Raw genomic sequence first — 26,711 nt, forward strand, 5'->3', positions numbered from 1 at the left:
GCATAACCATCATGTGCGCATCTGCGCACATGATGGTTATGGGCATATGACGGCCCTGGGCTCTAGGGTTGCCGCATGCCCGAACGCGACCCAGTCCCAGCTGCGGCAGGTGCGCATCTGCGCGAGCCCGACGCCGCCCGGCTCACCGAGGCGACGCGCGTGTTCGCGCTGCTGTCCGACGCGACGCGACTGCACCTGCTGTGGCTCCTCGCGCTGGAGGAGTCGGACGTGAGCACACTGACCGAGCGGTGCGCCGTGTCGCGCACGGCCGTCAGCCAGCACCTGGCCAAGCTGCGGCTCGCGGGCCTCGTCGAGACGCGCCGCGAGGGCCGGTACGTCCACTACCGGCTGACCGACGGGCACTTGAGGCGGCTGGTCATGGAGGCGCTCAGCCACGCCGACCACCGCGTCAGCGGTCAGGCGCCGCACGACTGACGGGCTGTCAGGCCGTCGGGCCCAGAGGCCGCCGGCCGCGCCGCGCTCGACATGCTCGGTGACCGGAGCGACGCCGATCACCCGCTGAGACAACGGGAATTGGCCGGGAGCAGTCGCCGAAGCGCCGGGAATCACCCGGGAACCGCTCAACGGCCGGAACGGCCCGGCCCCGCGAACTAGAGTCCCCGGCATGCCGGACCTCTCCCATCTCGCCGCCGTCCAGGAGTCCTACGACCGGGTCGCGTCCGCCTACGTCGAGCGGGTCAAGACCCCGGCGGAGCTCGATCCGCTGTCGCGGGGGATGCTCGACGTGTTCGCGGAGACGACGCGGACGGCGGGGCTCGGGCCCGTCGGGGACCTGGGGTGCGGACCGGGCAGGGTCACGGCCTATCTGGCGGAGCGGAACGTGCCGGCGTTCGGCATCGACCTCTCCCCCGCCATGGCCGGTCTGGCCCGCGCCGCCCATCCGGACCTGTGGTTCGGCGTCGGCTCGATGACCTCGCTGCCGATCAGGGACGACGCGCTCGGCGGCGTCCTCGCGTACTACTCCACGCACCACACCCCACCGGAGTCGCTGCCGCTGCTGTTCGGCGAGTTCCACCGGACACTCGCACCGGGCGGCAGCCTGATGCTGGCCGGCCACGTCGGGACCGGACAACACCTGCGCCCCACCGAGGCGTACGGCGGCCATCCGGTCTCCTACGCGTCCTACCTGCTGCCCCCGGACCGCATCGCCGCGCTCCTGACCGGGGCGGGCCTCGCCCTCACCGCACGCCTGGTGGAGGAACCCGCCGAGGGCGCCGACCGGACCTACGCCACCTTCCTCGCCCGCAAGCCCGTGCTGCTGCGCGGCTGAGCCCGCTGTACGAACCTGGAAGGAGTGAAACGGCCGGCTTTGTGGAGGTAGTCATGACTGCCCAGGTCACGGTGGGGCTGGACGGCTCCCCCGAGAGTGTCGCCGCCGCCCGCTGGGCGGCCCGCGAGGCCGTGCTGCGCGAGGTTCCGCTGCGGCTGGCCCACGTGGTGGAGCGCAAGGACGAGGCGCCGTCCGAGGACGACCGGCTGCACGCCGAGCGGATCGACGCGCTGCTCCGGGACGAGGCCGACCGCGCCCGGCGGGAGCACCCCGACCTGGAGGTCCTCACCGAGCGACTGCACGGCCGGCCGGCGGCCGAGCTCACGGCGGCGGCGGACGAGGCCGACCTGCTGGTGCTCGGCTCGCGCGGGCTGGGGACCGTGCACGGTTTCGTCTCCGGCTCGGTCGCCCTGTCGGTCCTCGGCAGCGCCCGGCATCCGGTCGTCCTGGTCCGGGCGCGGGAGACCGAGCGGGCCGCCGCGTCCCGCGGGATCGTCGTGGGCGTCGACATCGAGCACTCCTGCGACCCCCTGCTGGCCTTCGCCTTCACGGAGGCGGCCCGCCGCAACGCCCCGATCCGGTTCCTGTACAGCCGGCCGCTGCCCACCTTCTACGGATACGGCGGTGTCATGGATCCGAAGATGGGCGAGAAGGAACGGATCGGGGCGCTCGGCAGCCTAGACGAGCGGCTGACGCCCTGGCTCGAACGGTTCCCGGATGTGGAGGCCACCGCCGGGGCCGTCGAAGGCCCCGCCGGAGACCGTCTGGAGGACTCGTCGCAGGACGCGGAGCTGGTGATCGTGGGCCACCGCCCCCGCAAGCTCCCCGTCGGCCCGCGCCTGGGCCACGTCATCCACACGGTCGTGCACCACAGCACCGCCCCGGTCGCGGTCGTCCCGATGCCCTGAGGCAGTGAGTCGGGTCGTCCCGACGATCCGGGCCGGGCGTGGCTCAGTCCGTCGCCGGAACGCCCAGAACGGCCCTCATGCCGCGCAGCGCCCAGTCCTCCGCCCGGCTGTCGCCGTGCAGGAGGCGCGCCGGGGTGATGCCGGCGGCCAGGGACTCCAGGCCGTAGACGACCTGGGCCGTGTCCGTGCCGGGCGGAAGGTCGCCCGCGGCCACGGCGGCCTCGATGTCGCGGCGCAAGGTGTCGCGCCAGCGGCCGCGGCCCTCGGCGATCCGGTCGTGCACGGCGCCGGTGCGGCCGTCGTAGTCGTAGGTGACCTGGGTGAGCAGACAGCCGCCCGAGTAGCCGGGATCGGCGCCGTAGCGGACCCAGGCAGCGCAGGCCGCGAGCAGACGCGGCAGGCCGGGGTCGAGGTGGCGCACCGGCTCCCAGACCTGGGTGCGGAAGGCGTCCATGACCAGCTCCACGGTCTCCAGCTGGAGCTTCTCCTTGCTGCGGAACTGTCCGATCACGCCCGCCTTGCTCATCCCGAGCCGGTCCGCGAGGCGGCCGATCGTGACGCTGTCCAGGCCTTCCACCGAAGCGAGTTCGGCGGCGGCCCCCAGCACCGATCGCCGGGTCTCGAGCGCTGCCTGAGCCGATGCACGTCCTGCCATGCGAAGGAGTTTAGCAAACGACCGTACGGCATTGACGTACGAACGATCGTACTCTTAAATCCTCGCCATGACGCCTTCCGGCTCCGCCCCTCCCGCCCCTTCGGCCGCCCCTTCGGCTGCCCCTCCGCCCGACGCCTCGGCTGCCCCTTCGACCGTCTCGCCCGGCGCCTCGGCGCGCCGTGCCTCGCTCGCCCTGCTGCTCGCCTGCGCCGGCACCTTCCTCAGCTTTCTCGACGCCACCGTGACGAATCTGGCGGTGCCGCCGATCGCCGCCGACTTCGACGTCTCGCTCACCACCGTGTCGTGGGTCGCCACGGCCTACGTGATCCCGTTCGCCGCGCTGCTCGCCCCGGCCGGGCCGCTGGCCGACGCGGTGGGCCGGGCCCGCCTGTTCCTGGCCGGTGTCGCCGTCTTCACCGCCGCTTCGCTGCTCATCGCCGTGGCCCCGGACCTGCCCGTGCTGCTCGGCGCGCGCGCCGCCCAGGGGCTGGCCGCCGCCCTGCTGGTCCCCGCCTCGCTGGGGCTCGTGCTCGCGGAGATCCCGGCCGAACGCCGGCGCGCCGCGATCGGCGTGTGGAGCGCGGCGGGCGCCCTCGCCGCCGCCGCGGGGCCCGCCCTCGGCGGCGTGCTGGTCGAGGTGCTCGACTGGCGGGCCCTGTTCTGCCTCAACCTGCCGGTCGGCGTCTGGGTGCTCATCGCCGGACGCAGGCTCCCGGCCGCCGAGTCCCGAGCGGGACGGGGCCCCGACCTCGTGGGCGGCCTCCTGCTCGCCGTCGCCATCGGCTCGGCGGTGTACGGGCTGACGCAGGGCCCCGGGCACGGCTGGACCTCCGCGCACGTGACGGCCGCCTTCGGCGCCACCGTGATCGCGGGCGCGGCGACCGTGCTGCGGGCACTGCGGCATCCGCGTCCCGCGCTGCGGCTCGACCTGTTCCGCAGCCGGTCCTTCGCCGTCGCGAGCGGCGTCTCCCTCGCGTACGGCGCGGGGCTCTTCACCACGATGCTGCTCGGGGTGCTCTTCATGACGGACGCCTGGCACTACTCCGCCCTGGAGGCCGGCCTCGCGATGAGCCCGGCGGCGCTCGTCACGGCCCTGGTCGGAGTCGGCATCGGACGGCTCGGCATCCGCATCGCCCCGCGCACGATGGTGGTGGCGGGCTCGGCGCTGATCGCGGCCTCGGCGGCCGCGCTGGCCCTCTTCGTCGGCACCGAACCGCACTTCTGGACGCTCTGGCTCCCGACCGGCACGGTCATGGGCCTCGGCGTCGGCCTCACCACCGTCGGTGTCTCCAGCGCGGCCGCGCTCTCCGTCGCGCCGCGGCACTTCGCCGCCGCCACCGGCATGGTCATGGCCGCCCGGCAGGTGGGGGGCGGCCTCGGCATCGCCGCCACCGCCGTGATCGTCGCGGAGGTCTCGGGTGCGGGTGCGCGCCCGTACGCCGCCGTGTACTGGTTCGCCGCCGCCGTCGCTCTGGCCGCCGCCCTCGGCGGTCTCGCCCTGCGCGGCACTCCCCCGCCGGCGCCGCGCCCCGCGGCCGCCGCCCACGCCTACGAAGGAGACCAGCGATGACCTCTCGGACCTACGGAACCTCGCGGACCTACGAAGCCCCCCGCCGCCCGCCCGCCGATCTCGCCGCCGAACGGGCCGACCCGCACTGCATCGCCCCGGACACCGCCGCCGAACTGCTCCGCGACCGTCCGTGGCAGCGTCTCGCGGTGCTCGGCGACAGCGTCACCGCCGGCGTGCTGGACCCGCTGCCCGGCTACCTCGACCGCTCCTTCGCCGACCGCTTCACCGACGCCCTCGCCGCAACTCGCCCCGGTTTCGCGGCGGTCAACCTCGCGGTGCCGTATCTCCTGCTCGACGAGATCCGCGACCGGCAGCTCGGCCCCGCGCTGGAGTTCGCGCCGGACGTGGTGCTGGTGAGCGCGGGCGGCAACGACGCGTTCCGCGCCTTCGACCCGGTGGCGCTGCGTTCCGGTTTGGCCTCGCTCCTCGCGCCCCTCGCCGGCACCGGCGCCCTCGTCGTCACGATCGGCCTGTTCGACCTCGCCCGCTCGGGCCTCGTCCCGCCGGAGCACGCCGAGGGCATGGCCCGCCGCTTCGACGAACTCGACCGGATCACCGCCGCCCTGACCCGCGAACTCGGCGGCGTCCACGTGGACACCCACCACCACCCGCTGTCCGCCGACCCGGCCATCTACGCCGAGGACCGCGTCCACGCCAACGCCCGTGGCCACGCGGCCGCGTTCGCCGCCATCGCGACGACGTTGGGGCGTGCTGCCGGTGACGGGGCCAGGCCCGCGTAGCGTGGTGCCCATGCGCAGCCCGAAGAACCGATGGCCGAAGCTCGATGAGGTGAGCGGCGTCGAAGACACGACGCCGCTCATCCTCGAACGGCTCGGCGAGCAGGGCGTCGACGCCCTGCTCCGCGTGGATGCCGCGCGTATGCGGGAGGGCCTCCCGCCGTGGACCTTCGCGGCGAGCGGCGGCCCCTTGCCGCACGGGCTGCGGGCCGACGGTGCCACCGCCGGGGAGTGTCTCGGCCGCGCGTTGCTCGTGCTGCGCGACGCAGGGGTCGCCGTGCCCTTCTGAGCGGTGCGGCCGGGTCAGTACGTCACGGTGATGCGCCGGGCCGGGCCGTCCACGCGGACCAGACCTCCGTAGGGGATGACCAGTTGGGGGTCCGTGTGGCCCAGGTCCACGTCGAAGACGGCCATCGTGTGCGGGGCGTACGTGGCCAGGGCGCGCAGGACCGCCTCGCGCTGCTCGTCGGCGTAGAGCCGTCGGGCCTGGAGGTCGTTCGGGCGATCGAAGGACCAGGCTTTGGCACGGCCCATGAGGAGGGCGGGGAAGCGGGCCAGCAGGCCGCGTTCGCCCATGTTGCGCAGGATCCGGTGGACCTCCTCCGCGCGCGGGAGTTCCTCGGACGTCTCCAGGAACAGCACGCCGCCCTCGTAGGCCGAGACGTCCCGTTCGATCTCGCGGTCGGCCATCAGGAGCCAGGAGAGGATCTCCAGGTTGCCGCCCCAGGCGCGGCCCTCGACCGTGCGCTCGGGGCGGTGCCAGAGCCAGCCGCCGGCCGGCTCCGAGTCCGGTTCCGCCTCGAAGGTGGCGGGGTCCGCCCAGTCGCGGTCGGTGTCGCGGTAGCGCTCGGCGGGGCGCAGTTCGTAGGGGCCGTGGGTGAACAGGGCGGCGCGCAGGGACTCGGCGGTCAGCGGGTGGAGGCTGTGCGGGCGGCCGAACTCCGTCATCAGGCAGCCCCCGTGGTAGCCGACGATGCCCAGGTTCCGCAGGAACAGCAGCAGGTTGGTGTTGTCGCTGGAGCCGAAGAACGGCTTGGGGTGGGCGCGGATCAGCTCACGGTCCAGGAACGGGAGCACGGTGATCTGGTCGTCGCCGCCGATGCTGGCCAGCACCGCCTTGATGTCCGGGTCGGCGAACGCGGCGTGGAGGTCGTCGGCTCGCTGCTGGGGCGTGGAGTTCGTCTTCCGGGTGGACGGGTACTCCACGGGCTCCAGGCCGAACTCCGTGCGCAGCCGTTCGAGGGCGAGCTCGTACGGGAGCGGGAGGAGGCCCGGGAGCCCGGAGGAGGGCGACAGGACCGCGACGCGGTCGCCGGGCACGGGCTTGGGCGGATACTCGGGCGGCTTCATCCGCCGAGGATAGGAATCCGGTTCCCGGCGCGCACCCGCGTTTCCCGGGCGCGGCCCGCGGGTTCAGCCCGTCTCGGGCTCGGCGGGCCGGCCGATCGCGATCATGGCGGCGTCGTCGTCGAGGCGCCCGCCCACGTACCGCAGCAGATCGCTCCGCAGGCGGTGCAGGAACCGGTCGGGGTCCTTCTCGGTCCAGCCGGTGACGCGCTCGGTGAGCGGGTAGAAGGGACCGCCGGGCTCGCGGGCCTCGGTCACGCCGTCCGTGTAGAGCAGGAGCAGTTCGCCCGGCTCGAAGGGGAACCGGTCGACGCGGTAGCGCGCCTGCGTCAGTTCGCCGAGGCCCAGCGGGGGCGCGGGCCGGGTCGCGTCCATGGAGGTGGGCCGGCCGTCGCGCAGGACGATCGGCGGCGGGTGCCCGCAGGAGATCATCTGGACGGCGCCTCTGTCGTCGGGGATGTCGAGGAAGACGGCGGTGATGAAGGTTTCCCCGGGGCGGAGCGTCTCGCCGGGCTCCATGAGGTCCCAGCACACGCTCCGGTCCAGATAGGCCACCAACTCCCCGAGGCCCGCCTGGCGATGGGCCGCGCCGCGGAACGCGCCGAGCAGCAGCGCGGCGTCGCTCACCGCGGTGAGCCCCTTGCCCCGCACGTCACCGACCATCAGCCGGGTACCGGAGGTGGTGCGTGCCGCCGCGTACAGGTCCCCGCCGATCTGCGCCTCGGCCTGCGCGGCGAGGTAGCGGGAGGCGACGCGCAGCGGCCCGATCCGGCTGGGCAGCGGCGGCAGCACACTGCGCTGGGCCGCCTCGGACACCGACCGCACCCGCATCAGCTCCTCCGCCCTGCGGTCCCGCACGACGCAGAAGACCACGAGGCAGATCCCCACCAGGGCCAGGGCGATGATCTGCGCCTGGTGATTGGCCGAGAACAGTGCGTCGGGGTCGCGCAGAATCCCGATGAGTGCCTGGGCCAGCACCGCCAGCGCGGCGATCGCCCCCACGGTCCGGGGGCCGCCGAACGACGGGGTGATCGCCGGGGCCGCGACCAGTAGCGGCCCGAGGTGGACGTCGGGCGGCGCGAGGACGTCGATCACGACGACCGCGACGATCCACGCGACCGGCACGACGACCAGCGAACGGCTCGCCCGCGCCGGCCCACGGAGCCCCTCGGATCGCTGTGGCATGACTCCTGCCTACACCGCGTCCGTCCGCCTCGCACCAGCTGGCATGCACCCGACCACGGCTCACCTGGGCGGACGTCCGGCCGGGCCGCGGCCGAGGGGCGGGTGTCGGTCCCCGGTGGCAGGCTGGGGCCCGTACGGCATCTGCGAAAGGAATGCCCATGATCACCACCGATTTCGCCCCCGGCACGCCCTGCTGGCTCGACCTCGGTGCGCCCGACGTGCCGGCCGCGGCGGCCTTCTACCGCTCCACGCTCGGCTGGGACTACGAGCCCATGAGCGGCGGCGGGGAGGACATGGAAGGCGGGATGTTCCGCAAGGACGGCAAGATCGTCGCCGGCCTGGGCAAGCTCACCGAGCAGGGTGCCCGTCCCGCCTGGATGATCTACTACACCGTCGCCGACGCCGACGCGACGACGGAGGCCGTGGAGCGCGCCGGCGGCTCCGTGCGCGTCGCGCCGAGGGACCTCGGCGAGTGGGGACGCATGGCCCAGTACTCCGACCCGCTGGGCGGGCAGTTCGCCGCCTGGCAGCCCGGTTCGGACACGGGTGTCGAGCTGGTGGACGCCCCGGGCGCACTGTCCTGGACGGAGCTCTACACGACCGACGCCAAGGCCGCGCAGGAGTTCTACGGCGCGGTCTTCGGCTGGCAGTTCTCCGACATGGAGCTGCCGGGCGGCGGCGGCACGTACACGCTCATCACGCCCGCGGGGCTGCCCCCGGAGCGTATGCAGGGCGGGCTGATGCAGCTCCCCGCGGAGCACCTCGCCCTCGCGGACGGACGCCCGTACTGGCACCCGGTGTTCGACGTCGGCGACTGCGACGCGACGGTCGCGCAGGTGACCGGGCACGGCGGCAGCGTCCAGATGGGTCCGGACGACGCCCCGGGCGTGGGCCGGCTGGCCGTGTGTCTCGACCCGTCCCGCGCGGACTTCGTCGTGCTGACCCCGGAGGCGTCGGCCGCGAAGTGACTTGACGGGTCAGGGCAACGGGCGGGTCGGGGAACGGCGGGGCCGGTGTCAGCAGGCCTCGCCGCTCCGCGCCGTCAGGGGCGCCCACGTGTAGCGGACGCGGACGCCGTGGTCGCGCAGCCAGTCGGTCTCGCGGTGCCGGAGTTCGTGCGCGGACTCCGGCGCGATGGCGCTGGGCCAGCGCACCAGGACCGCGGTGACGTCGCCCGTCTGCACGAGCTGCTTCACCCGGCGCCAGCCCGTGCGCCGGGCCGGGTCGGGCTCGCCGTACGTGTCGGTGACGACCTCGGCGATCGTCATGCCGCGCTCCCGGGCGAACGCGTGGCCTTCGGTCCGCGCACACTGGGTGGCCGGCCCCGGCAGGCCCGGGGTCCGGTCGGCGCACACGTACAGCACGACGGGTGAGGAAGCGGTGTCTCTGTGGGGGGTCATGGGCGCCTTCTGCAGGTCGGTCGGGGAGAGGGGGCGCCCCGCCGCGCGAAGGGGACGCGGAGGGGTCGTGCGAGGACGTCGGCCGTCACCGGCCACGCCGCCAGGGACAGCCCGTCGGACTGGACGGCCAGGGACGGGCCGTCGGGCTGGACCTTCCGGGGTGGGCCGTCGAACCGAACTGTCAGGGCTAGCCCGTCGAACCGGGCAGTCACGGGCAAGTCACCGCGCCAGGCCGTCACGGGTGCGCCGCCGAGCCAAGCTGTCACGGGCAGGCCACCGCGCCGGGCCGTCAAGGGTGAGCTGTCGCCCCCGACAGTCACGGGCAGGCCACCGCGCCGAACAGCCACGGGCGAGCCGCCGAACCGGACAGTCACAGGTGCGCCACCGAGCCCAACTGTCATGGGCGAGCCGTCTCCCCGGACAGTCACAGGCGCGCCACCGCGCCAGGCCGTCACGGGTGAGCCGCCGAGCCAAGCTGTCACGGGCAGGCCGCCGCGCCAGGCCGTCACGGGCGCGCCACCGAACCAAGCTGTCACGGGTAAGCCGTCGCCCCCGACAGTCCCGGGCAAGCCACCGCGCACGGAAACCACGGGTGAGCCCGCGAACCGGGCCGTCCCGGGCAGCCCGCCGCGCCGGGCTGTCACGGGTGGGCCGTCAACTCCGCCCAGACGACCTTGCCTTCGGCTCGTGTCGAGCGGGCCGAGCCCCAGCGGTCCGCGAGCTGCTGGACGAGGAAGAGTCCCCGCCCGTTCTCCTCGCCGGGGCCCGCGCGGTGCGCGGTCGGGTGGACCGGGACGCGGCCCTCGTCGTGCAGCTCGATGCGCAGGCGCCGCTCGTCGCCGGTCAGCGTGAGGCCGCACAGGACCCGGCCGCTGCCGGTGTGCAGCACCGCGTTCGTCGTCAGCTCGGAGACCAGGAGCACCGCGTCGCAGCACGTGTCCCCCGGCACCTCCCAGGCACGGAGCCGGTCGCGCACGGTGTCGCGGGCCGATCTCGCGCTCGTACGCAGGGCGGGCAGGCCGAACCAGTACTCCCGGGGCTGCGCGTTCGTCGCTAAGGCGGGGGCGGGGGCCGAGGGCGTGGGCAGATGCACGGATGTCGCCTTCCAGTGCCGTCCGAGGGGCGGGCGCGGTGTGGGGACGCGGGCCGCGGCTCGCGCGGTGAGCGGTGAGTGCCGGGCCGGACCCCCTGCGCCGGGGCGCCGACGACGGCATCGGCATCGGGCGGCCCCTCGGGGCCGGATGCCGCGTCGAAGCTGTGACTCGACCGCTCACATGGCCACTATGCGCGTGATCACGTTCAGGCTGCAACCGACTCCCTGATAATTTCAGCAGCGCGGGTATCACCCTGGCGTCGTCTTCAAGTCACTGCCAGAATGGCGATGTTGATGATCCTTCAGGAGGTTGGGCGTGAGTGAAGCCCGGTCCGCCACCAGCGCGCCGACGGTTCTTCGCATGATCCTCGGCCGCAGGCTGCAGGACATGCGGCTGGCCGCCGGCGCCTCGCTGGACGACGCGGCGAGGGCTCTGCGCGTGAAGTCCCTGACGATCCGTCGGCTGGAGAAGGCCGAGGTCGCCCTCAAACCCCTCTACGTGGAGAAGCTCCTCGAGACGTACGGCGCGGGCCGTCAGGAGATCGAGGAGTTCGTCGACCTGGCCGAGCAGGCCAACGAGCCGGGCTGGTGGCACTCCTACCGCGACGCCGTCCCCAGCTGGTTCACCGCCTACGTCAGTCTGGAGACCGGCGCCAAGACGCTGCGCACCTACGAACCCCAGTACGTCACCGGCCTGCTGCAGACCGCCGACTACGCGCGCGCGGTGCTGCGCGGCGGGCTGCCCAACGGCAGCGAGGAGGACCTCGACCGGCGTGTGGAGCTGCGGCTGCGCCGCCAGAGCCTGCTGGAGAAGCCCGACGCGCCCACGCTGTGGGTCGTCATGGAGGAAGCGGTCCTGCACCGGGTGGTGGGCGGACCGGAAGTGATGCGCGAGCAGATCGACTGGCTCCTGGAGGCCTCCGAGCTCGCGCACATCAGCCTCGACATCGTGCCCTTCGCCGCGGGCGCGCATTTCGGGGCGTGTGCCCCGTTCACGTATTTCCGGTTCGAGGAGCCCGAGCTGCCCGACATCGTCTACAGCGAGCTGCTGTCCGCGTCCGTGTACCTGGATCAGCGCGTCGACGTCGTCGCCCATCTCGAGGCGCACTCCCGCATGGCGCTGATGACGTCGTCGGAGGACAGCAAGGCGCTCCTGAACCGCATGCGCAAGGAGTACTCATGACGATCACCGACGAGGGCGTCTACAACGGGATGCCGGCCCGCGACCTCGGGGAGCAGGGCTGGGAGCGCCCCTGGAGCGGTCCGAACGGCGGTCAGTGCGTCGAGACGAAGCTGCTCGCCGACGGCCGGGTGGCCGTACGGCAGTCGACCGACCCGGCCGGGCCCGCGCTGATCTACGCGCCGGAGGAGATCGCCGCGTTCGTGCGCGGCGTCAAGGAGGGTCTGGCCGATCATCTGACCGCCGGGTGAACCGGCGGGCACGAGGGGCGACGGCACCGGTCGCGCCCCCTGGCCCACGGGCCGACAGACAGCCGGCGCGGAAGCCGACGGAGACACGCGTGAAGGGGAGCACATGAGCACCAGGCAGGCCGGCCGGGATCTCGACACCAGCAAGGCGCACTCGGCCCGGATGTACGACTACTTCCTCGGTGGCAAGGACCACTTCGAGATCGACAAGGAGGCGGCCCTGGTCGCCGCGCAGGCCCATCCGGGGCTGTACGTGACGGCGCGGGAGAACCGGGCGTTCATGCACCGGGCCACCAGGGCCCTGGCCCAGGAGCACGGCATCCGGCAGTGGCTGGACGTCGGCACCGGCATCCCGACCGAGCCCAACCTCCACCAGGTCGCGCAGTCGGTCGTTCCGGAGGCCCGGGTCGTGTACGCGGACAACGATCCGCTGGTCCTCAAGTACGCCGAGCGCCTCATGCGCAGCACGACGCAGGGGCGTACGGCGTACGTCGAGGCCGACGTCCGGGACCCGGAGGCACTGCTGAACGCGGTGCAGGACGCGGAGGTGCTGGACTTCGACCAGCCGATCGCCCTGTCGCTCAACGCGCTGATGCACTTCATCACCGACCCGCACGACCCGTACGCCATCGTGCGCCGGCTGCTCGACCCGCTCCCGGCGGGCAGCGCGCTGGCCATGAACCACTGCACGCCCGACTTCGACCCCGAGACGTGGAACAAGGTGGCGGAGGTGTACACGAAGTCGGGGTCGCCGGTGCAGTTCCGCAAGCACGACGACGTGCTGCGCTTCTTCGACGGGCTCGACCTGGTCGAGCCGGGCATCGTCTGCTGCCACCGCTGGCGGCCCGCCGCGCCCGCCGACGGCACGGAGCCTTCGGACGCGCAGATCAGTCTGTGGGCGGGGGTCGGCATCAAGCGCTGAGCCCACCGCTTCTCCTCGCGCTTCTCCTCGCTCGGTGTCGCCGGGACACCGCCGGGTACCCGGGGCCCGTGGACGCCGAGCGAAGGAGAGCGGGACGATGCGTATCGCGTTTCTGACAGCGCCCGAGGGCGTGGAGCAGGTCGAACTGACCGAGCCGTGGAAGGCCGTCTCCGACAGTGGCGGCACGCCGGTTCTGGTCTCCACGGAGCCCGGCCGGATCCAGGCCTTCGACCACCTCGACAAGGCGGACACCTTCCCCGTGGACGAGGTCGTCGCCGACACGACCGCCGCCTCGTTCGACGGCCTGGTCCTGCCGGGCGGCGTGGCCAACCCCGACGCCCTGCGCATGGACGCCGGCGCGGTCTCCTTCGTACGGGACTTCTTCGGCCGGGGCCTTCCGGTCGCCGCCATCTGTCACGCCCCGTGGACGCTCGTCGAGGCGGACGTCGTCTCCGGCCGGGTGCTCACGTCGTGGCCGAGCCTGCGGACGGACATCCGCAACGCGGGCGGCACCTGGGTCGACGAGGAGGTCCGTCTCTGTGACCACGGCCCCAACCTCCTGATCACCAGCCGTAAACCGGACGACCTTCCGGCCTTCGGCGAGGCGCTGGTGAACGCCTTCAGCCGCGAGCCCGCCTGACGGCCCCCGCTCGGCAGGCCCCGCCGCGTTAGCGTCGGGGGATGAACACTCCCGATCCCTACGCCCGGCTGCGGGCCGAACTCGCCGGCCGGCAGCGGCCGGGGCCCGTGCGCGTGGTCGAGGTCGTCGGCTTCGACGGCGGTGACGTGATCGTGCGGGCGGGCGAGGACGGGGCGCCGGGGCGGATTCCCGCGGGTGAGGTCTCGATGCGGCCGGGCGGGAGCGCGCGGGAGGTCTTCGAGGCCGGGCAGCTGGTCGAGGCCGAGGAGTTCGGTGTCCGGGAGCAGGACGGGGCCCTTCTGCTGTCGGCCCGGGCGTGTGAGATTCCGGCCCTGCGGGCCTTTCTGGCCGGGCTGGAGCCCGGGCAGAGAGTCACGGGGACCGTGGCGAGTGTGCGGCCCTTCGGGGCGTTCGTGCATGTCGACGGGGAGCCCGAGGGCAGGTGCACGGGCTTGATCCAGATACCCGAGCTGTCCTGGTCGCCGGTCTCCCACCCCTGCGAGGTCGTCGAGGCGGGCCGGCGGATCACCGCCGAGGTGATCGTCGCCGAGCCCCGCACCGGGCAGGTCTCCCTGTCCCTGAAGGCTGTGGCCGGGGACGGTCAGGACGGGCCGTAGCCCGGGTATCCGTCCACGAAGGCCGCGTAGAGCAGGTAGACGGTCGCGAGTTCGACGAGGAGTCCGAAGAGGATCAGGAAAACGGCCACGGCCACCGATCCGGCCTTCTGGCCGCCCGACTCGGGGATCCGTACGATGTGCGGCTTGTCCGGGTGGTAGGCGACCTCCACAGTCGCGCCGCCGCCCCGATGGTGCGCGGTCCGGCTCTCTCCGTGCAGGTCCGTGTAGACGTACGTCTGGAACGTACCGCCCGCGATGCGCGACTGCCCGACCCGCCGGGCCTGGACCGTGATGCCCCGGCGCGGCAGGTACCACTGGAGGTAGAGGTCCTCGACGCCCATCCACGCGTAGGCCAGGCTCGCCGCGCCGACCGGCCCGACGAGCAGGGTCAGGAGCGCGACGATCGGCTGGCCGTGGATGCCGACGGCGAGCGCGAGGGCGAGGAAGACGGAGCCGGCCGAGGCGATGCCGATGCGCGTCCGGCGCCTGCTCCTGCGTCTTCGTTCCTCGTCCGGGGTCTCGGTCAGGGCCCGGACGACGACCAGTGCCGAGCCGTCGGCCGGCTCCGCTCCGGCATCGCGCTCGGGCAGGACCGCGGTGACCGCGTCGGCGAAGAGCGCGGCGGCGGCCTCGCTCACGTCGTCCAGCCGGTGCACGGCCGGCGCCGCTCCCGCCGGTGCGGTGAGTTCGACGGCGACGGCGCGTCCTTCGGCGCGGATCCGCGCGATGGCCGGGAGCGGGATCCGCGCCTCCTCGCCGGAACGGCTCAGGAGGAGTGCCCCGTCCTCGTAACGGAGCGTGGATCCACCGGAGTTGTGCAGAACGGGTATGGGTGAGGTGAGTGACATGTGCGTGATCGTAGGGCCGCGCGCTCAGAGGAGGCGCAGCAGGGCGGCGAGCGCCGGGTTGTCGTTGTCCTTGCGCCACACGAGGTCCAGCTCGACCGGGCGGGGATCGTCCGGCAGGTCCAGCGGCCGGTAGGCGACCCCGGCGTAGCGCATGCTCGTGGCCGCCTCGGGGACGAGCGCCACGCCCCAGCCGGAGTTGACGAGGGCCAGCATGCTGTGGACCTGGCTGAGGTACTGGACGAAGACGGGTCGCACGCCCGCCGTGTGGAACGTGGTGAGCAGCAGCTCGTGGAAGTAGCGGGCCTCGACGGAGGAGTACATGAGGAAGTCCTGGCCCTGGAACGCGGCCAGTTCGAGCGGTCCGTCGCCGGACGCGAGCGGGTGGTCCGCGGGCAGCGCGGCGACGAGTCCTTCGCGGACGGCGGTGCGGGAGGTCAGGTCGGAGCCGATCGCGGACGGCCGAATGAGCCCGAGGTCGAGGGTGCCCTCGCCGAGCGCCTCCAACTGGTCGCGGGTGACGAGCTCGTGGAGCAGGATCTCGACGTCGGGCAGCGCGCCGCGCGAGGTGGCGAGCAGTTCCCCGAGGGCGGAGTAGGCGCCGCCGGCGGTGAACCCGACGGCGATCGAACCGGTCTCGCCCGAGGAGACCTGCCGTACGGCAAGGGCCGCGTGCTCGGCCTGGCGGACGATGCGGCGGGCCTCACCGAGGAAGGACCGGCCGGCCGGGGTGAGGCGCACGGTCCGGTTCGTCCGGTCCAGGAGGCGTACGCCGAGCTCGTGCTCCAGGAGCTGGATCTGCCGGCTCAGCGGCGGCTGGGTCATGCGCAGGCGCTCGGCGGCCCGGGTGAAGTGCAGTTCTTCCGCCACGGCCATGAAGCACGTCAGCTGGGTCAGGGTGAACAAGCGCGTACTCCCTCGTCGGCCTGTCGGCGGTTCCGGCCTCGACTCTGCCATGCGGAGCCGTCGATTCCGTCATGCTGTTCTTGGATCGTGACATCCAAAACTTATGTTGGACGTAAATCAATGGCGGGCCCTAGCGTCGAAGGCGTCGGCCCCGGCGGTGCCCCCCGCCCGCCCCGGTCCGATCCCCCTTCCCGCCTACCCAGGGACACGATGTGGCGACCACGACGAACACGACACCCGGCACCTTCCGGACCGCGGGCGAGGCCACGTTGGACCGGGTCGCCTGGCTGCGCCTGTCCTCGGTCACGCTGCCGCTGGCGACGCCGATCAGCGACGCGAAGGTGTTCACCGGCCGGCAGCGGCCGATGACCGAGGTGGCCTTCCTGTTCGTCGAGATCGCGACCGAACAGGGCCACGAGGGCGTCGGGTTCAGCTACTCCAAGCGGGCCGGCGGTCCCGGTCAGTTCGCCCACGCCAAGGAGATCGCCGACCAGCTCATCGGCGAGGACCCCAGCGACATCGGCCGGATCTGGACCAAGCTCGTCTGGGCCGGCGCCTCGGTCGGGCGCAGCGGTCTCGCCACACAGGCGGTCGCCGCGTTCGACATCGCCCTGTGGGATCTGAAGGCGAAGCGGGCCGGACTGCCGCTCGCCAAACTCCTGGGCGCCCACCGCGACTCGGTGCGCTGCTACAACACCTCCGGAGGCTTCCTGCACGCGCCCACCGAGGAGGTCCTCGACAACGCCGCCGCCTCCCTCGCGAACGGCATCGGCGGCATCAAGATCAAGGTCGGTCACCCGGACGGGAAGTACGACCTCGCGCGCCTGACCGCGCTGCGCGAGCACGTCGGCGACGACGTGCCGCTCATGGTCGACGCCAACCAGCAGTGGGACCGCCCGACGGCGCAGCGGATGGGCCGTGCCCTGGAGGAGTTCGGCCTCGTCTGGATCGAGGAGCCGCTCGACGCCTACGACGCGAAGGGGCACGCGGCGCTCGCCGCCTCCCTGGACACGCCCGTCGCCACCGGCGAGATGCTGGCGAGCGTCGCCGAGCACGTGGAGCTGATCCGGCACGACGCCGCCGACGTCATCCAGCCCGACGCGCCCCGGATCGGCGGCATCACCCAGTTCCTCAAGCTGGCCGCGCTCGCCGAGCACCACCAGCTGCAGCTCGCCCCGCACTTCGCGATGGAGATCCACCTCCACCTCGCGGCCGCCTACCCGATCGAGCCGTGGGTCGAGCACTTCGACTGGCTGGAGCCGCTGTTCGACGAGCGGATCGAGATCCGCGACGGCCGCATGCACGTGTCGTCCCGCCCCGGGCTCGGCTTCACCCTCAGCGACCAGGCCCGCGCCTGGACCGTCGCCGAGCACGAGGCCGGCCGCCGCCCCTGAGCACCCGCGCCGCTTCCTCCAACTCCCCCGCCAGCCACCCGACTTCCGCGCCCCAGCCACTCCCCGCCCCAGCCACCAGGAGCAGCACCCCATGACGCGCTACACCCCGGCAGAACTCGGCCGCCGCATCGGCTCCGGACTGCTGTCGTTCCCCGTGACGCACTTCGCCGCCGACCTGTCGTTCGACGAGGACGCCTACCGCGAGAACATCGCCCGCCTGGGCAAGTACGACGCCGCGGGGCTCTTCGCGGCGGGCGGCACCGGCGAGTTCTTCTCGCTGACGCCCGCCGAGGTGGACCGGGTCGTCACGGCCGCCGTGCGGAGCGCGCCCGAGGGCACGCCGATCCTCGCCCCGGCCGGCTACGGGACGGCCACCGCCGTCGAGTTGGCGGTCGCCGCGGAGCGGGCCGGCGCCGACGGCATCCTGCTCTTCCCGCCCTACCTCACCGAGGCCGGACAGGAGGGCCTGGCCCGGCACGTAGAGGCGGTCTGCCGCGCCACGTCGCTCGGCGTGATCGTCTACAGCCGCGCCAACGCCGTCTACGCGGCCGAGACCGTCGCCCGCCTCGCGGACAGCTGCCCGAACCTCATCGGTTACAAGGACGGCGTCGGCGACATCGACACCGTCACCCGCATCCACGCCCGGCTCGGCGACCGCCTCACCTACATCGGCGGTCTGCCCACCGCCGAGACCTTCGCGCTGCCCTACCTCCAGCTCGGGGTGACCACGTACTCGTCGGCGATCTTCAACTTCCTGCCGGAGTTCGCCCTCGACTTCTACGCGGCCGTCCGTGAACTGCGGCAGGCCGACGTCACTCGCATGCTCGCCGAGTTCGTGCTCCCCTACACCGAGATCCGCAACCGGCAGGCCGGCTACGCGGTCAGCATCGTCAAGGCCGGCATGACCGCCACCGGTCACCCCGCGGGCCCGGTCCGCGCCCCGCTCACCGATCTGACCCCGCAGGAGCTCGACGAGCTGACGGCCCTGATCGCCCGGGTCCGCCCCATCACGGCCTGACCCCGGCCGACGCCCCGCGCCCGCCGATCCCCACCACCGAGGAATCCCCATGAACCCCGCGTCCCCGCCCTCTCAGCCCGTTCCCCCGCCGGCCGCCGAGCTGACCGGCGCGATGTTCATCGGCGGCCGGCGCGTCACCGGTACGGGCCCCGAGGTTCGCGCGCACGACGCCCGCACCGGCGCACCGCTCGAACCCGCCTACCCGGGCGGCACCCAGGAGGACGTCGCCGCGGCCTGCGCGGCCGCGGAGGACGCCTTCGACCCGTACCGCGCCCTCCACCCCGCGGACCGGGCCCACTTCCTGGAGACGGTCGCCGACAACCTGACCGCGCTGGGGGACGCCCTCGTCGCCCGCGCCCACCAGGAGACCGGCCTGCCCGTCGCCCGGCTGACCGGTGAAGTGGCCCGCACGGCAGGCCAGTTGAGGATGTTCGGCCACGTCCTCACCGAAGGGAGCTGGATGGGCGCGCGCATCGACCCGGCGCAGCCCGGCCGCACCCCGCAGCCGCGCCCCGACATCCGTCAGCGGCAGATCCCGCTCGGCCCCGTCGCGGTCTTCGGCGCGAGCAACTTCCCGCTCGCGTTCTCGGTGCTCGGCGGGGACACCGCCTCCGCGCTGGCCGCCGGCTGCCCCGTCGTCGTCAAGGCCCACGACGCCCACCTCGGCACGGGTGAACTCGCCGCGCAGGCGGTCCGCGCCGCCGTCGTCGCGCACGGCCTGCCGGACGGCGTCTTCTCCCTCCTCGTCGGCGACGGCCCCACCCTGGGCACGCAGTTGGTCACCGATCCGCGCATCCAGGCCGTCGCGTTCACCGGCTCCCGCGCCGTCGGACTCGCGCTCGCCCGCACGGCCGCGGCCCGCCCGCGGCCCGTCCCGGTGTACGCCGAGATGAGCAGCGTCAACCCGGTCGTCCTGATGCCGGGCGCGCTCGCGGAGCGGGCCGCGCCGCTCGCCGAGGAGTTCGTGGCGTCGCTGACGCTCGGCGCGGGACAGTTCTGCACCAACCCCGGGCTGCTGCTCGCCGTGGACGGCCCCGGCCTGGAGACGTTTCTCGACGTGGCGGGCCGCGCCGTCACGGCGGACGCGGGCGCCACGATGCTCACCGAGCGCATCGCGCGGGCCTACCGGACCGAGACGGACAGCGTGGCCTCCCACCCCGGGGTCGAGGTCGTCGCCCGCGGCGCGCTGCCCGACTCCGCGAGCCCCGGGCAGGCCACCCTCATGACCGTCGCGGCGAAGGACGTGCTCGCCGATCCCGCGCTGCAGCGCGAGATGTTCGGCGCCGCGGCCCTCGTCGTGCGGTGCGCGGACCTGACGGAGCTCACCGAGACCGTGCGCCGGATGGAGGGCCAGCTCACCGCGACCCTGCACACGGCGCCGTCCGACACCGAGGACGCCCGCGCCCTGCTCCCGCTGCTGGAGCGCAAGGCCGGCCGGGTCCTCGCCGGCGGCTGGCCGACCGGTGTCGAGGTCGGCCACGCCATGGTCCACGGCGGCCCCTACCCGGCCACGACCGACCCCCGCACCACGTCCGTCGGCTCCCGCGCCCTCGAACGCTTCCTGCGGCCCGTCGCCTACCAGAACCTGCCGCACGACCTGCTGCCCGCCGCGCTGCGCGACGACAACCCGTACGGAGTCCCGAGGCGCGTCGACGGGGACATCGAGCTCCCCCGTCCGTGAGCCCGTGCGGGCCACGCCACCTCTCGGCGCCGCCCTGAGCACGGTCCGCTCACCGGGACGGCGACCCGCTGTCACCGACGGTCGCTAGGCTGCAACCCGGCACACCGACGGAGACTGTGACGGGGTATGAGCGAGTACACGGGGGAGGCGGGCGACGGGCGGCTGGTCGCCGGCCGGTATCGCGTCGTCGGACGGCTCGGCCGCGGCGGCATGGGCACGGTCTGGCGGGCGGTCGACGAGACGCTGCGCCGCGAGGTCGCGGTCAAGGAGCTCAGGTCGTTCAGCGACGCGGACGCGCAGGATCTCGCCGAGCAGCGGCTGCGGATGCAGCGGGAGGCGCGGGCCGCCGCCCGGGTGCGGCATCCCGGTGTGGTCTCCGTGTACGACGTGACCGAGCACGAGGGCCGTCCGGTCATCGTGATGGAGCTGGTCGACGGGCCCTCGCTCGACGGACTGCTGCGCGAGCGCGGTGCGCTGGAGCCCGCGGAGGCCGCCCGGATCGGCGCCGAGGTCATGGACGCGCTGGCGGCGGCGCACGCCGTCGGCGTCCTGCACCGGGACGTGAAGCCGGGCAACATCCTGCTGGAGCGCACCGGCCGGGTCGTCCTCACGGATTTCGGCATCGCGGCCATGGACGAGCCCGACGACGGCGCCGCGACGCGGCTCACCCGCAGCGGTGAGGTGATCGGCTCGCTCGACTATCTGGCGCCCGAGCGGGCGCGGGGCGGCGAGCCGGGCCCGGAGGCGGACGTGTGGGCGCTGGGCGCGACGCTGTACGCGGCCGTCGAAGGGGTGTCCCCGTTCCGGCGGACCTCGACCTGGTCGACGATAACGGCGATCGTGTCGGACCCGCTGCCGCCGCCGCGGCGGGCCGGGGCGCTCCTGACGCCCGCGCTCGCCGAACTGCTGGAGAAGGATCCGCTGCTGCGCGCCGACGCGGTCCGCGCGGCCCAGGTGCTGCACGCCGTGGCCGCGGGTCAGCCGCTGCTGCCGGGGTCACCGGACACGGTGCGGCTGGGCCGTGCGGCGCCGGTGGCGCCCGCACCCGCAGGACAGTTCGGGCCGCCGCAAGGGCCACGGACCGCGCCGTCGGCGCCCGTTGCGGCCCCGCACGGCTCCGAGGCGGACACCGAGCGGCGGAAGGCGGGCGGGCGGCGCAGGGCCGCCGTCGCCGGGGCCGTCGCCGCGGTGCTGCTCGCCGGGGCCGGTGCGACGTACCTCGTCACCAGCCGGGACGACGGGGGCGGGGGCGGGCGCGGCACGGAGGCGGCGGACTCCGCGCGGCCGGGCGCGCGGCACAGCGCGGGCGACGACGCGGGCTCCTCGGAGTTCCCCGAGGGCGACGGGGACGCGAAGGGGGACGGCAAGAAGGGCGGGGGCGACAAGAGGGAGGGCGGCGCGAGCGGGGCGCCCTCCGCGGACGCCTCCGGCCCGGCGGCCTCCCGGAGCGCGTCGCCCACGGCGTCCGCGCCGGGAGGCGACAAGGGCTCGGGCGGAGACCCCTCCGACGACGGCGCATCCAGCGGATCCGGTGGATCGGGTGGCGCGGACGGCGGCTCCGGCGGTGGTTCGGACGGGCCGTCCTGCGGCAGCGTCGGCGGCGGCAAGGTGAACTGCGAGGTGTGGCGCTCCGCCACGTCCTACGACTCCGGTCACCGGGCGGTCGGCACCCTCAACCAGGGCACCAACTACTTCTACTGCCAGGCGAAGCTGCCGTACCGGGAGACGTACGGGCAGTGGACGAACGTCTGGTGGGCGAAGACCGACGACGACTCGGGGAACGCGAACGTGTACGTGAGCGCCGTGTACCTCAAGGGCGGCGAGAACGACCAGCCGGTGCCGGGCCTCCCGGTCTGCTGAACTGCCCTAGGCCTCGGACGACATCGGGGAGGCGCCGCGGTCGCCGACCGAGTCGCGTGTCACGGACTCGGGGACGGGCCGGTCGTGGCGCAGCGCGTTCCACACCCGCTCGTCGGCCTTGCGCAGCGGCAGCACGCGGCCCGCGTCCTGCGCGTCGTAGGTGACGGGCAGCGTGAGCATGTGGGTGCGCTCGGGGCTGATGCCCTTCAGTTCCTGGGCGAGGCCGAGGAGCTTCTTGGCGGAGGCCAGTTCGGAGTCGGCGCTCAGGGACTTGGTCGCGGTGTCCATCAGGGCGTACGACTTGGCGGGATGGCTGAGCGGGTCGAGGGTGTCGGCGCGCTGGATGAGCGCCTTGACGAAGGCCTGCTGGAGCTGGATGCGGCCGAGGTCGCTGCCGTCGCCGACGCCGTGCCGGGTGCGGACCAGTTCGAGGGCCTGCTCGCCCTTGAGGCGGTGCTTGCCCGCGTTCAGGGTGAGGCCGCTGTAGGGGTCGTCGATGGCCTTGCGGGTGTTGACGTCCACGCCGCCGAGTTCGTCGATGAGCTTCTGGAAGCCCTTGAAGTCGACTTCGAGGTAGTGGTCCATGCGGACGCCCGACAGGTGCTCGACCGTCTTGACGGTGCATGCCGGGCCGCCGACCTGGTACGACGAGTTGAACATGGTGGCGTGGGCGGCCGGGGCGCTGCCGCCGTCGGTGGTCCGGCACTCGGGCCGGTCGACCATGGTGTCGCGCGGGATGCTGACGACGGTGGCCTTCTTGTGGCTCTTGTCGACGTGCAGGACCATCGCCGTGTCGGCGCGGGCGCCGGCGATGCCGGTCCCGTAGTGGCCGTGCGTGCCGGCCCGGGAGTCGGAGCCGAGCAGCAGGATGTTCATGGCGCCGTCGTGCCGCGCCTGCGGGCGGTCCTTGCCCAGGGCGGCGTTCACGTCGGTGCCCTTGATGTTGCCGTCGAGGTGCTGCCAGGCGTAGGCGACGCCGGTGCCGCCGGCGACGACGACGGCCGCGGCGCCCCAGGCCACCCAGCGCAGGCGCCTCCCGCGCCGCCGGTGCCGGGAGCCCCCGGTGCTCGGGGGCCCGTACTCGGGGGCCGGGTGGGGATGGTCTGCGCTGCTGCCGTGCATGTGGTGCTCCTCGCCGCCCTGACGGGCGGCCCGCGTCGTCGTCCCGGGTCGTGCCTCGCCCCCGTGCCGTCGGCTCAGTACGCGCCGAAGACGTTGTCGATCGAGCCGTAGCGGTCGGCGGCGTAGTTCGCGGCGGCCGTGATGTTGGCGACCGGGTCGGTCAGGGAGTAGGCGGTGCCCTCGACGTGGTAAGCGTCGAAGGTCGGCTGGATCACCTGGAGCAGACCGATGGACGGGGTGCCGTTCTGGGCGTTGATGTCCCAGTTGTTCTGGGCCAGCGGGTTGCCGGAGGACTCGCGCATGATGTTGCGGTAGAGGCCGTCGTACGAACCGGGGATGCCCTTGGCGGCCATGATGTCGAGCGACTCGCGGATCCAGCCGTCGAGGTTGTTCGCGTAGCCCTTGGCGGCGACCAGGGACGCCGTCGTCACCGAGGCGGGGGCCGCGGCGGGCTCGGCGGCCTGCGCGGTGGTGGGGACCAGGGTGAGCGCGGCGGCCACGGCGCCGGCACCGGCGATTCCGGCGACGGAGAAGCGGGGAAGGCGAGCGGTGCGGGCGGCGCCGGTCCGGGTGCGCTTGAGCTTCATGCGGGGGAACTCCCTGGTGCGTCGTGAGGCTCCGGCGGAGGATCCACCGGTCTGCCGTCCCGGCTGCTGCCTGGAACGACGCACAGCTTTAGGGGCGGTCCACACAGGACGCAAAGGTGTGACGTACTACCCGACTACGCAGTAAACGGACGTCTCGGCGAGGCGGAGCACGCCGGGGCCACGGCGTGCGGCTACTACCCGGGCCCGTAGATGACCCAGGTCACATGGCGCGGCTCACACAGGCGTGTCCGATCCGCCCTTTTCCTCCCCGCGTCACGCGGCGCCAGCCCCCTGACCTGCGCAATTTCGGGATTTGTCCCGCTTTCAGCAGGCATGGTCGGATGGGATGGATCAAGCCTGGGCGCGCCCACGGAGACGGACCGGGACATAGAGGACAAGAGCGACTACGAAGGCCACGTAGTAGCCGAGGTCGGCGCCGTGCAGGGCTTCGGCGACGGGCCCCACGTAGAGGGCGGTGTCCATGAACGGCACGGTGGCGGCGAAGGACCCGGCGAACGCGATCAGGGCGGGCAGCACCGGCTGCGGCCGGCTCTCCTCCGCCACGAGGTCCACGGGCGCCCCGCCGCGGGCGCGGTGGCGGGCCAGCCAGTCGACGAGGACGACGGCGACGAAGCCGGGGATCCAGTAGCCGACGAACAGCAGGACGTTCTGGAAGCGGGCCGCGGTGTCGGCCGCGTGCATCCACAGCACGAGCGGGAAGCCCAGGAGCGCGGCGAGCGCCGCGCCGAGCGGGCGGGGCAGGCGGACGCCGACGACCTGGAGGGCGAGCGAGCCGCTGTAGTCGTTCATGGCGTTGCTGCACAGCGCGGCGAGCGCGACGGCGAGCAGTCCCAGCGAGCCGACGACGCCTCCGCCGAGGAGGGTGTCGACGCCCTGGGCGGTCTGGTCGGTGAAGACGGACGTGCCCCACAGGCCAAGCGCCTCGACCGCGGTGAAGGAGACGGTGATGCCCGCGAGGGTGCACCAGAACATGCGGGACGGGGACGTGGTGCGCGGCAGGTAGCGGCTGAAGTCGCTCGCGTACGGGGCCCAGGACACGGACAGGCTGAGCGCGATCGTGGTGGTGAGGACGAACGCGCCGATCCGGTCGGCGCCCTGCGCGGCGCCGTGGGACGCGGGGGTCACGCCCGCGTCCGCGAGGCGCAGGGCCAGGGCGCAGAAGGCGACCGCGAGGACGGCCGTCATCCACTTCTGCAGGCGGTGGATCGCCTCGTAGCCGAACGCGCCGAGCAGGCCCTGCGCACCCATCATGACGAGGGCCCCGAGCCAGAACGGCCAGCCGCACAGCCGGGCGAGCGCGTCGCCGCCGAACAGGCCGATGAGCGCGTCCCACGCGATGGACGACAGCCACTGGAGCGCGCCGGGGACCACGACGCCTCGGCCGAACGCGAGGCGGGCGAGCGGCAGTTGTCCGGCGCCGGTGCGGCTGCCCCAGGTGCCGAGGTAGGCGGTGGGGACCGCGCCGAGGACCGTACCGAGGACGACGGCGGCCAGCGCCGTCGCGAAGTCGAGGCCGAGGGCGATGCCGACGGTGCCGGTGAAGACGCCGCTCATCGTCAGGTTCGGCGCGAACCAGACGGTGAAGAGGCGTCCGGCGCCGCCGTAGCGGTGCTCCTCGGGGACGGGGGCGATGCCGCGCGCCTCGGGGCGCCAGTCCCCCGGCGCGGTGGGCATCCGCCCGTCGAAGGCGGTGCTCCGGGGCTCGCTCGAGACATGCGGTATCGACATCGCTGACATCCCTCCGCCAGTGCTAACTGGTTCAGGTTCTACGGGTGTGATCTCAGCTCCTCGCATGTGCGGGAGCACCCCGTGTCGGGCAGTACGGGAGCGAACACTAGCCGTTCGCCGGGCGTGGGACGAAGCCGCCCCCGGCTCCGTCCCACACTCCGGTCAGCAGTCCTGACGTCGGGGGCGCGTCACATGTTGATCATGTGGCCCGCGAGTCCGTGCACCGCCTCCTTCACCGCCTCGCCGAGGGTCGGGTGCGCGTGCACGTTGCGGGCGACCTCGTGGACGGTGAGGTCCCACTGCTGGGCCAGCGTCAGTTCCGGCAGCAGCTCGGTGACGTCGGGGCCGATCAGGTGCCCGCCGATGAGCTCGCCGTGCGTGGCGTCGCTGATGAGCTTCACGAAGCCGTTGGTGTCGCCGAGGCCGTGCGCCTTGCCGTTCGCCATGAAGGGGAACTTGGCGACCTTCACGTCGTAGCCGAGGTCGCGGGCCTGCGCCTCCGTGTAGCCGAAACTCGCGATCTGCGGCTGGCAGTAGGTGGCCCGCGGGATCATCGCGTAGTCGAGCTCCATCGTCTCGGCACCGGCGAGGGTCTCGGCGGCGATGACGCCCATCGCCTCGGCGGTGTGCGCGAGCATCAGCTTCGCGGTGACGTCGCCGATGGCGTAGATGTGCGGCACGGACGTGCGGCAGAAGCCGTCGACCTGGATCGCGCCGCGCTCGGTGAGCGCCACGCCGGTGCCCTCCAGACCGTAGCCCGTGACGTTGGGCGCGAAGCCGATCGCCTGGAGGACCTTGTCCGCGGTGAGGACCTGCTGGGCGCCGTCCTTGCCGGTGACGGTGACGCGGACGTCGGGGCCGGACTCGTCGATGGACTCGACCCGGGTCGAGGTCAGCACGTCGATGCCCAGCTTGCGGTACTGGCGGGCCAGTTCGGCCGACACCTCGGCGTCCTCGAGGGGCGCCATCCGGTCGAGGAACTCGACGATCGTGACCTTCACGCCGTACTGGTGCAGCACGTACGCGAACTCGATGCCGATGGCGCCCGCGCCGGCGATGACGATCGAGCGGGGCAGGTCGTCGGCGAGGATCTGCTCCTCGAAGGTGACGACGCGTTCGCTGCGCCGGGTGCCGGGCAGCAGCCGGGGCGTGGCGCCGGTGGCGATGATGCAGTTCTCGAAACCGATGGTGCGGGTCGTGCCGTCGGCCCCGGCGACCTGGAGGGTGTGCGCGTCGAGGAAGGTGCCGCGGCCGTCGAACTCCGTGATCTTGTTCTTCTTCATCAGGTAGTGGACGCCCTTGACGCGGCCGTCGGCGACCTTGCGGCTGCGGGTGAAGGCCTCGCCGTAGTCGAAGGTGACCTGGCCGTCGACCTTGATGCCGAAGGTCTTCGCCTCGTGGTTGAAGATGTGGGCCAGTTCCGCGTTGCGCAGCAGGGCCTTGGTGGGGATGCAGCCCACGTTCAGACAGACGCCGCCCCAGTACTTCTCCTCGACGACCGCGACCCGCTTGCCGAGCTGGGCCGCCCGGACCGCGGCCACGTATCCGCCGGGTCCCGCTCCCAGTACGACCACGTCGAACCGCTCGTCCTGCTCCACCATGACCATGTCCTCTTTCATAGCTTCGTCCGTCGCGGGGATCGCCCGCCGTGTCGGATTCTGCCGCTCCGCCGGGTCGGCCACCACCGCGATCAAGCGCATACCCTCGACAGCGTCGGACATCACAGTCGGCGGACACGACAGTCGTCACCGTCGCC

27 protein-coding genes and 1 riboswitch are annotated in these 26,711 nt (G+C 73.2%); of the genes, 16 read left to right on the forward strand and 11 right to left on the reverse strand.

The window, feature by feature from the left end:
- Positions 1–75 precede the first annotated feature (75 nt).
- The 3 genes from IAG42_RS04625 (at position 76) to IAG42_RS04635 (ending at position 2,199) form a co-directional block, all read left to right on the forward strand.
- Positions 76–435 (forward strand): ArsR/SmtB family transcription factor, encoded by a 360-nt coding sequence (locus tag IAG42_RS04625; protein ID WP_188335734.1) that lies wholly within the window; start codon positions 76–78, stop codon positions 433–435.
- A gap of 190 nt (positions 436–625) precedes the next feature.
- On the forward strand, positions 626–1,291 hold the full coding sequence (locus IAG42_RS04630) for a class I SAM-dependent methyltransferase (RefSeq protein WP_188335735.1): 666 nt from the start codon (positions 626–628) through the stop codon (positions 1,289–1,291).
- 53 nt (positions 1,292–1,344) lie between these two features.
- Entirely contained in the window at positions 1,345–2,199 is an 855-nt protein-coding gene (locus IAG42_RS04635; protein WP_188335736.1) for a universal stress protein, read from the forward strand.
- 43 nt (positions 2,200–2,242) lie between these two features.
- On the opposite strand, the gene IAG42_RS04640 is transcribed toward IAG42_RS04635, so the two are convergent.
- Positions 2,243–2,854, reverse strand: coding sequence for a TetR/AcrR family transcriptional regulator (locus tag IAG42_RS04640; protein WP_188335737.1), 612 nt, complete (start codon positions 2,852–2,854; stop codon positions 2,243–2,245).
- A gap of 67 nt (positions 2,855–2,921) precedes the next feature.
- Here IAG42_RS04640 and IAG42_RS04645 point away from each other — a divergent pair, with 67 nt between their 5' ends.
- From IAG42_RS04645 to IAG42_RS04655, 3 genes are read left to right on the forward strand one after another with little or no spacing between them, the layout of a single operon-like run.
- A complete protein-coding gene (locus IAG42_RS04645; RefSeq protein ID WP_188335738.1) occupies positions 2,922–4,424 on the forward strand; it encodes a DHA2 family efflux MFS transporter permease subunit in 1,503 nt (500 codons plus the stop codon).
- The gene (locus IAG42_RS04650) at positions 4,421–5,164 is read left to right on the forward strand and encodes an SGNH/GDSL hydrolase family protein (RefSeq protein ID WP_188335739.1); all 744 of its coding nucleotides are present in this window, start codon (positions 4,421–4,423) and stop codon (positions 5,162–5,164) included. The genes IAG42_RS04645 and IAG42_RS04650 overlap by 4 nt, the downstream gene beginning before the upstream one ends.
- 10 nt (positions 5,165–5,174) lie before the next feature.
- Positions 5,175–5,450 carry a hypothetical protein gene (locus IAG42_RS04655; RefSeq protein ID WP_188335740.1) on the forward strand — a complete coding sequence of 92 codons (276 nt, stop codon included), beginning with the start codon at positions 5,175–5,177 and terminating at the stop codon, positions 5,448–5,450.
- Between the two features lie 14 nt (positions 5,451–5,464).
- Here the strand turns inward: IAG42_RS04655 and IAG42_RS04660 are convergent, their stop codons facing one another.
- Both IAG42_RS04660 and IAG42_RS04665 read right to left on the reverse strand, forming a co-directional pair.
- Positions 5,465–6,511 (reverse strand): S66 family peptidase, encoded by a 1,047-nt coding sequence (locus IAG42_RS04660; RefSeq protein WP_188335741.1) that lies wholly within the window; start codon positions 6,509–6,511, stop codon positions 5,465–5,467.
- 63 nt (positions 6,512–6,574) lie between these two features.
- The gene (locus tag IAG42_RS04665; protein ID WP_188335742.1) at positions 6,575–7,693 is read right to left on the reverse strand and encodes a PP2C family protein-serine/threonine phosphatase; all 1,119 of its coding nucleotides are present in this window, start codon (positions 7,691–7,693) and stop codon (positions 6,575–6,577) included.
- A 158-nt stretch (positions 7,694–7,851) separates the two neighbouring features.
- Between IAG42_RS04665 and IAG42_RS04670 the strand changes: the two genes are divergently transcribed.
- Positions 7,852–8,661, forward strand: coding sequence for a VOC family protein (locus tag IAG42_RS04670; protein WP_188335743.1), 810 nt, complete (start codon positions 7,852–7,854; stop codon positions 8,659–8,661).
- 48 nt (positions 8,662–8,709) lie between these two features.
- On the opposite strand, the gene IAG42_RS04675 is transcribed toward IAG42_RS04670, so the two are convergent.
- Both IAG42_RS04675 and IAG42_RS04680 read right to left on the reverse strand, forming a co-directional pair.
- The gene (locus tag IAG42_RS04675; RefSeq protein ID WP_223205856.1) at positions 8,710–9,093 is read right to left on the reverse strand and encodes a recombinase family protein; all 384 of its coding nucleotides are present in this window, start codon (positions 9,091–9,093) and stop codon (positions 8,710–8,712) included.
- A 640-nt stretch (positions 9,094–9,733) separates the two neighbouring features.
- Positions 9,734–10,186: an ATP-binding protein gene (locus IAG42_RS04680; protein WP_223205857.1), complete on the reverse strand. Its 453-nt coding sequence runs from the start codon at positions 10,184–10,186 to the stop codon at positions 9,734–9,736.
- Positions 10,187–10,502: 316 nt separating this feature from the next.
- On the opposite strand from IAG42_RS04680, the gene IAG42_RS04685 reads away from it, so the two are divergent.
- The 5 genes from IAG42_RS04685 to IAG42_RS04705 all read left to right on the forward strand — a co-directional run bounded on the left by IAG42_RS04685 (position 10,503) and on the right by IAG42_RS04705 (position 13,793).
- Positions 10,503–11,369 carry a helix-turn-helix domain-containing protein gene (locus tag IAG42_RS04685; protein ID WP_188335744.1) on the forward strand — a complete coding sequence of 289 codons (867 nt, stop codon included), beginning with the start codon at positions 10,503–10,505 and terminating at the stop codon, positions 11,367–11,369.
- Positions 11,366–11,617, forward strand: coding sequence for a DUF397 domain-containing protein (locus tag IAG42_RS04690; RefSeq protein WP_188335745.1), 252 nt, complete (start codon positions 11,366–11,368; stop codon positions 11,615–11,617). Before IAG42_RS04685 ends, IAG42_RS04690 begins: the two co-directional genes overlap by 4 nt.
- A 103-nt stretch (positions 11,618–11,720) precedes the next feature.
- Positions 11,721–12,536 carry an SAM-dependent methyltransferase gene (locus IAG42_RS04695; protein WP_188335746.1) on the forward strand — a complete coding sequence of 272 codons (816 nt, stop codon included), beginning with the start codon at positions 11,721–11,723 and terminating at the stop codon, positions 12,534–12,536.
- Positions 12,537–12,633: 97 nt separating this feature from the next.
- The gene (locus IAG42_RS04700) at positions 12,634–13,176 is read left to right on the forward strand and encodes a type 1 glutamine amidotransferase domain-containing protein (RefSeq protein ID WP_188335747.1); all 543 of its coding nucleotides are present in this window, start codon (positions 12,634–12,636) and stop codon (positions 13,174–13,176) included.
- Positions 13,177–13,217: 41 nt separating this feature from the next.
- Positions 13,218–13,793: a S1 RNA-binding domain-containing protein gene (locus tag IAG42_RS04705; protein WP_223205858.1), complete on the forward strand. Its 576-nt coding sequence runs from the start codon at positions 13,218–13,220 to the stop codon at positions 13,791–13,793.
- Here IAG42_RS04705 and IAG42_RS04710 read toward each other — a convergent pair.
- Entirely contained in the window at positions 13,778–14,641 is an 864-nt protein-coding gene (locus IAG42_RS04710) for a hypothetical protein (RefSeq protein WP_188335748.1), read from the reverse strand. The genes IAG42_RS04705 and IAG42_RS04710 overlap by 16 nt on opposite strands.
- Positions 14,642–14,665: 24 nt before the next feature.
- Positions 14,666–15,544 carry a LysR substrate-binding domain-containing protein gene (locus IAG42_RS04715; RefSeq protein ID WP_188335749.1) on the reverse strand — a complete coding sequence of 293 codons (879 nt, stop codon included), beginning with the start codon at positions 15,542–15,544 and terminating at the stop codon, positions 14,666–14,668.
- Positions 15,545–15,756: 212 nt separating this feature from the next.
- On the opposite strand from IAG42_RS04715, the gene IAG42_RS04720 reads away from it, so the two are divergent.
- The 4 genes from IAG42_RS04720 to IAG42_RS04735 all read left to right on the forward strand — a co-directional run bounded on the left by IAG42_RS04720 (position 15,757) and on the right by IAG42_RS04735 (position 21,497).
- Positions 15,757–16,938 carry an L-talarate/galactarate dehydratase gene (locus IAG42_RS04720; RefSeq protein WP_188335750.1) on the forward strand — a complete coding sequence of 394 codons (1,182 nt, stop codon included), beginning with the start codon at positions 15,757–15,759 and terminating at the stop codon, positions 16,936–16,938.
- A gap of 91 nt (positions 16,939–17,029) precedes the next feature.
- Entirely contained in the window at positions 17,030–17,956 is a 927-nt protein-coding gene (kdgD, locus tag IAG42_RS04725; protein ID WP_188335751.1) for a 5-dehydro-4-deoxyglucarate dehydratase, read from the forward strand.
- A gap of 49 nt (positions 17,957–18,005) precedes the next feature.
- Complete coding sequence (locus IAG42_RS04730; protein WP_188335752.1) at positions 18,006–19,637, forward strand: aldehyde dehydrogenase (NADP(+)); 1,632 nt, start codon at positions 18,006–18,008, stop codon at positions 19,635–19,637.
- A gap of 126 nt (positions 19,638–19,763) precedes the next feature.
- Positions 19,764–21,497, forward strand: coding sequence for a serine/threonine-protein kinase (locus tag IAG42_RS04735; protein ID WP_188335753.1), 1,734 nt, complete (start codon positions 19,764–19,766; stop codon positions 21,495–21,497).
- A 6-nt stretch (positions 21,498–21,503) separates the two neighbouring features.
- Here IAG42_RS04735 and IAG42_RS04740 read toward each other — a convergent pair whose 3' ends face one another.
- The 4 genes from IAG42_RS04740 to lpdA all read right to left on the reverse strand — a co-directional run bounded on the left by IAG42_RS04740 (position 21,504) and on the right by lpdA (position 26,556).
- Positions 21,504–22,619, reverse strand: a complete 1,116-nt coding sequence (locus IAG42_RS04740) for an LCP family protein (protein ID WP_188335754.1) — start codon at positions 22,617–22,619, stop codon at positions 21,504–21,506.
- 74 nt (positions 22,620–22,693) lie between these two features.
- Complete coding sequence (locus IAG42_RS04745; protein WP_188335755.1) at positions 22,694–23,206, reverse strand: transglycosylase SLT domain-containing protein; 513 nt, start codon at positions 23,204–23,206, stop codon at positions 22,694–22,696.
- 351 nt (positions 23,207–23,557) lie between these two features.
- Positions 23,558–24,955 (reverse strand): purine-cytosine permease family protein, encoded by a 1,398-nt coding sequence (locus IAG42_RS04750; RefSeq protein WP_188335756.1) that lies wholly within the window; start codon positions 24,953–24,955, stop codon positions 23,558–23,560.
- Positions 24,947–25,047: riboswitch (TPP riboswitch) on the reverse strand. Its footprint overlaps the gene before it by 9 nt.
- Before the next feature lie 96 nt (positions 25,048–25,143).
- On the reverse strand, positions 25,144–26,556 hold the full coding sequence (gene lpdA, locus IAG42_RS04755; protein ID WP_188341187.1) for a dihydrolipoyl dehydrogenase: 1,413 nt from the start codon (positions 26,554–26,556) through the stop codon (positions 25,144–25,146).
- Between the last annotated feature and the right edge of the window lie 155 nt (positions 26,557–26,711).

Source organism: Streptomyces xanthii, from assembly GCF_014621695.1.
In the GTDB taxonomy this organism is placed as follows: Bacteria; Actinomycetota; Actinomycetes; order Streptomycetales; family Streptomycetaceae; genus Streptomyces; species Streptomyces xanthii.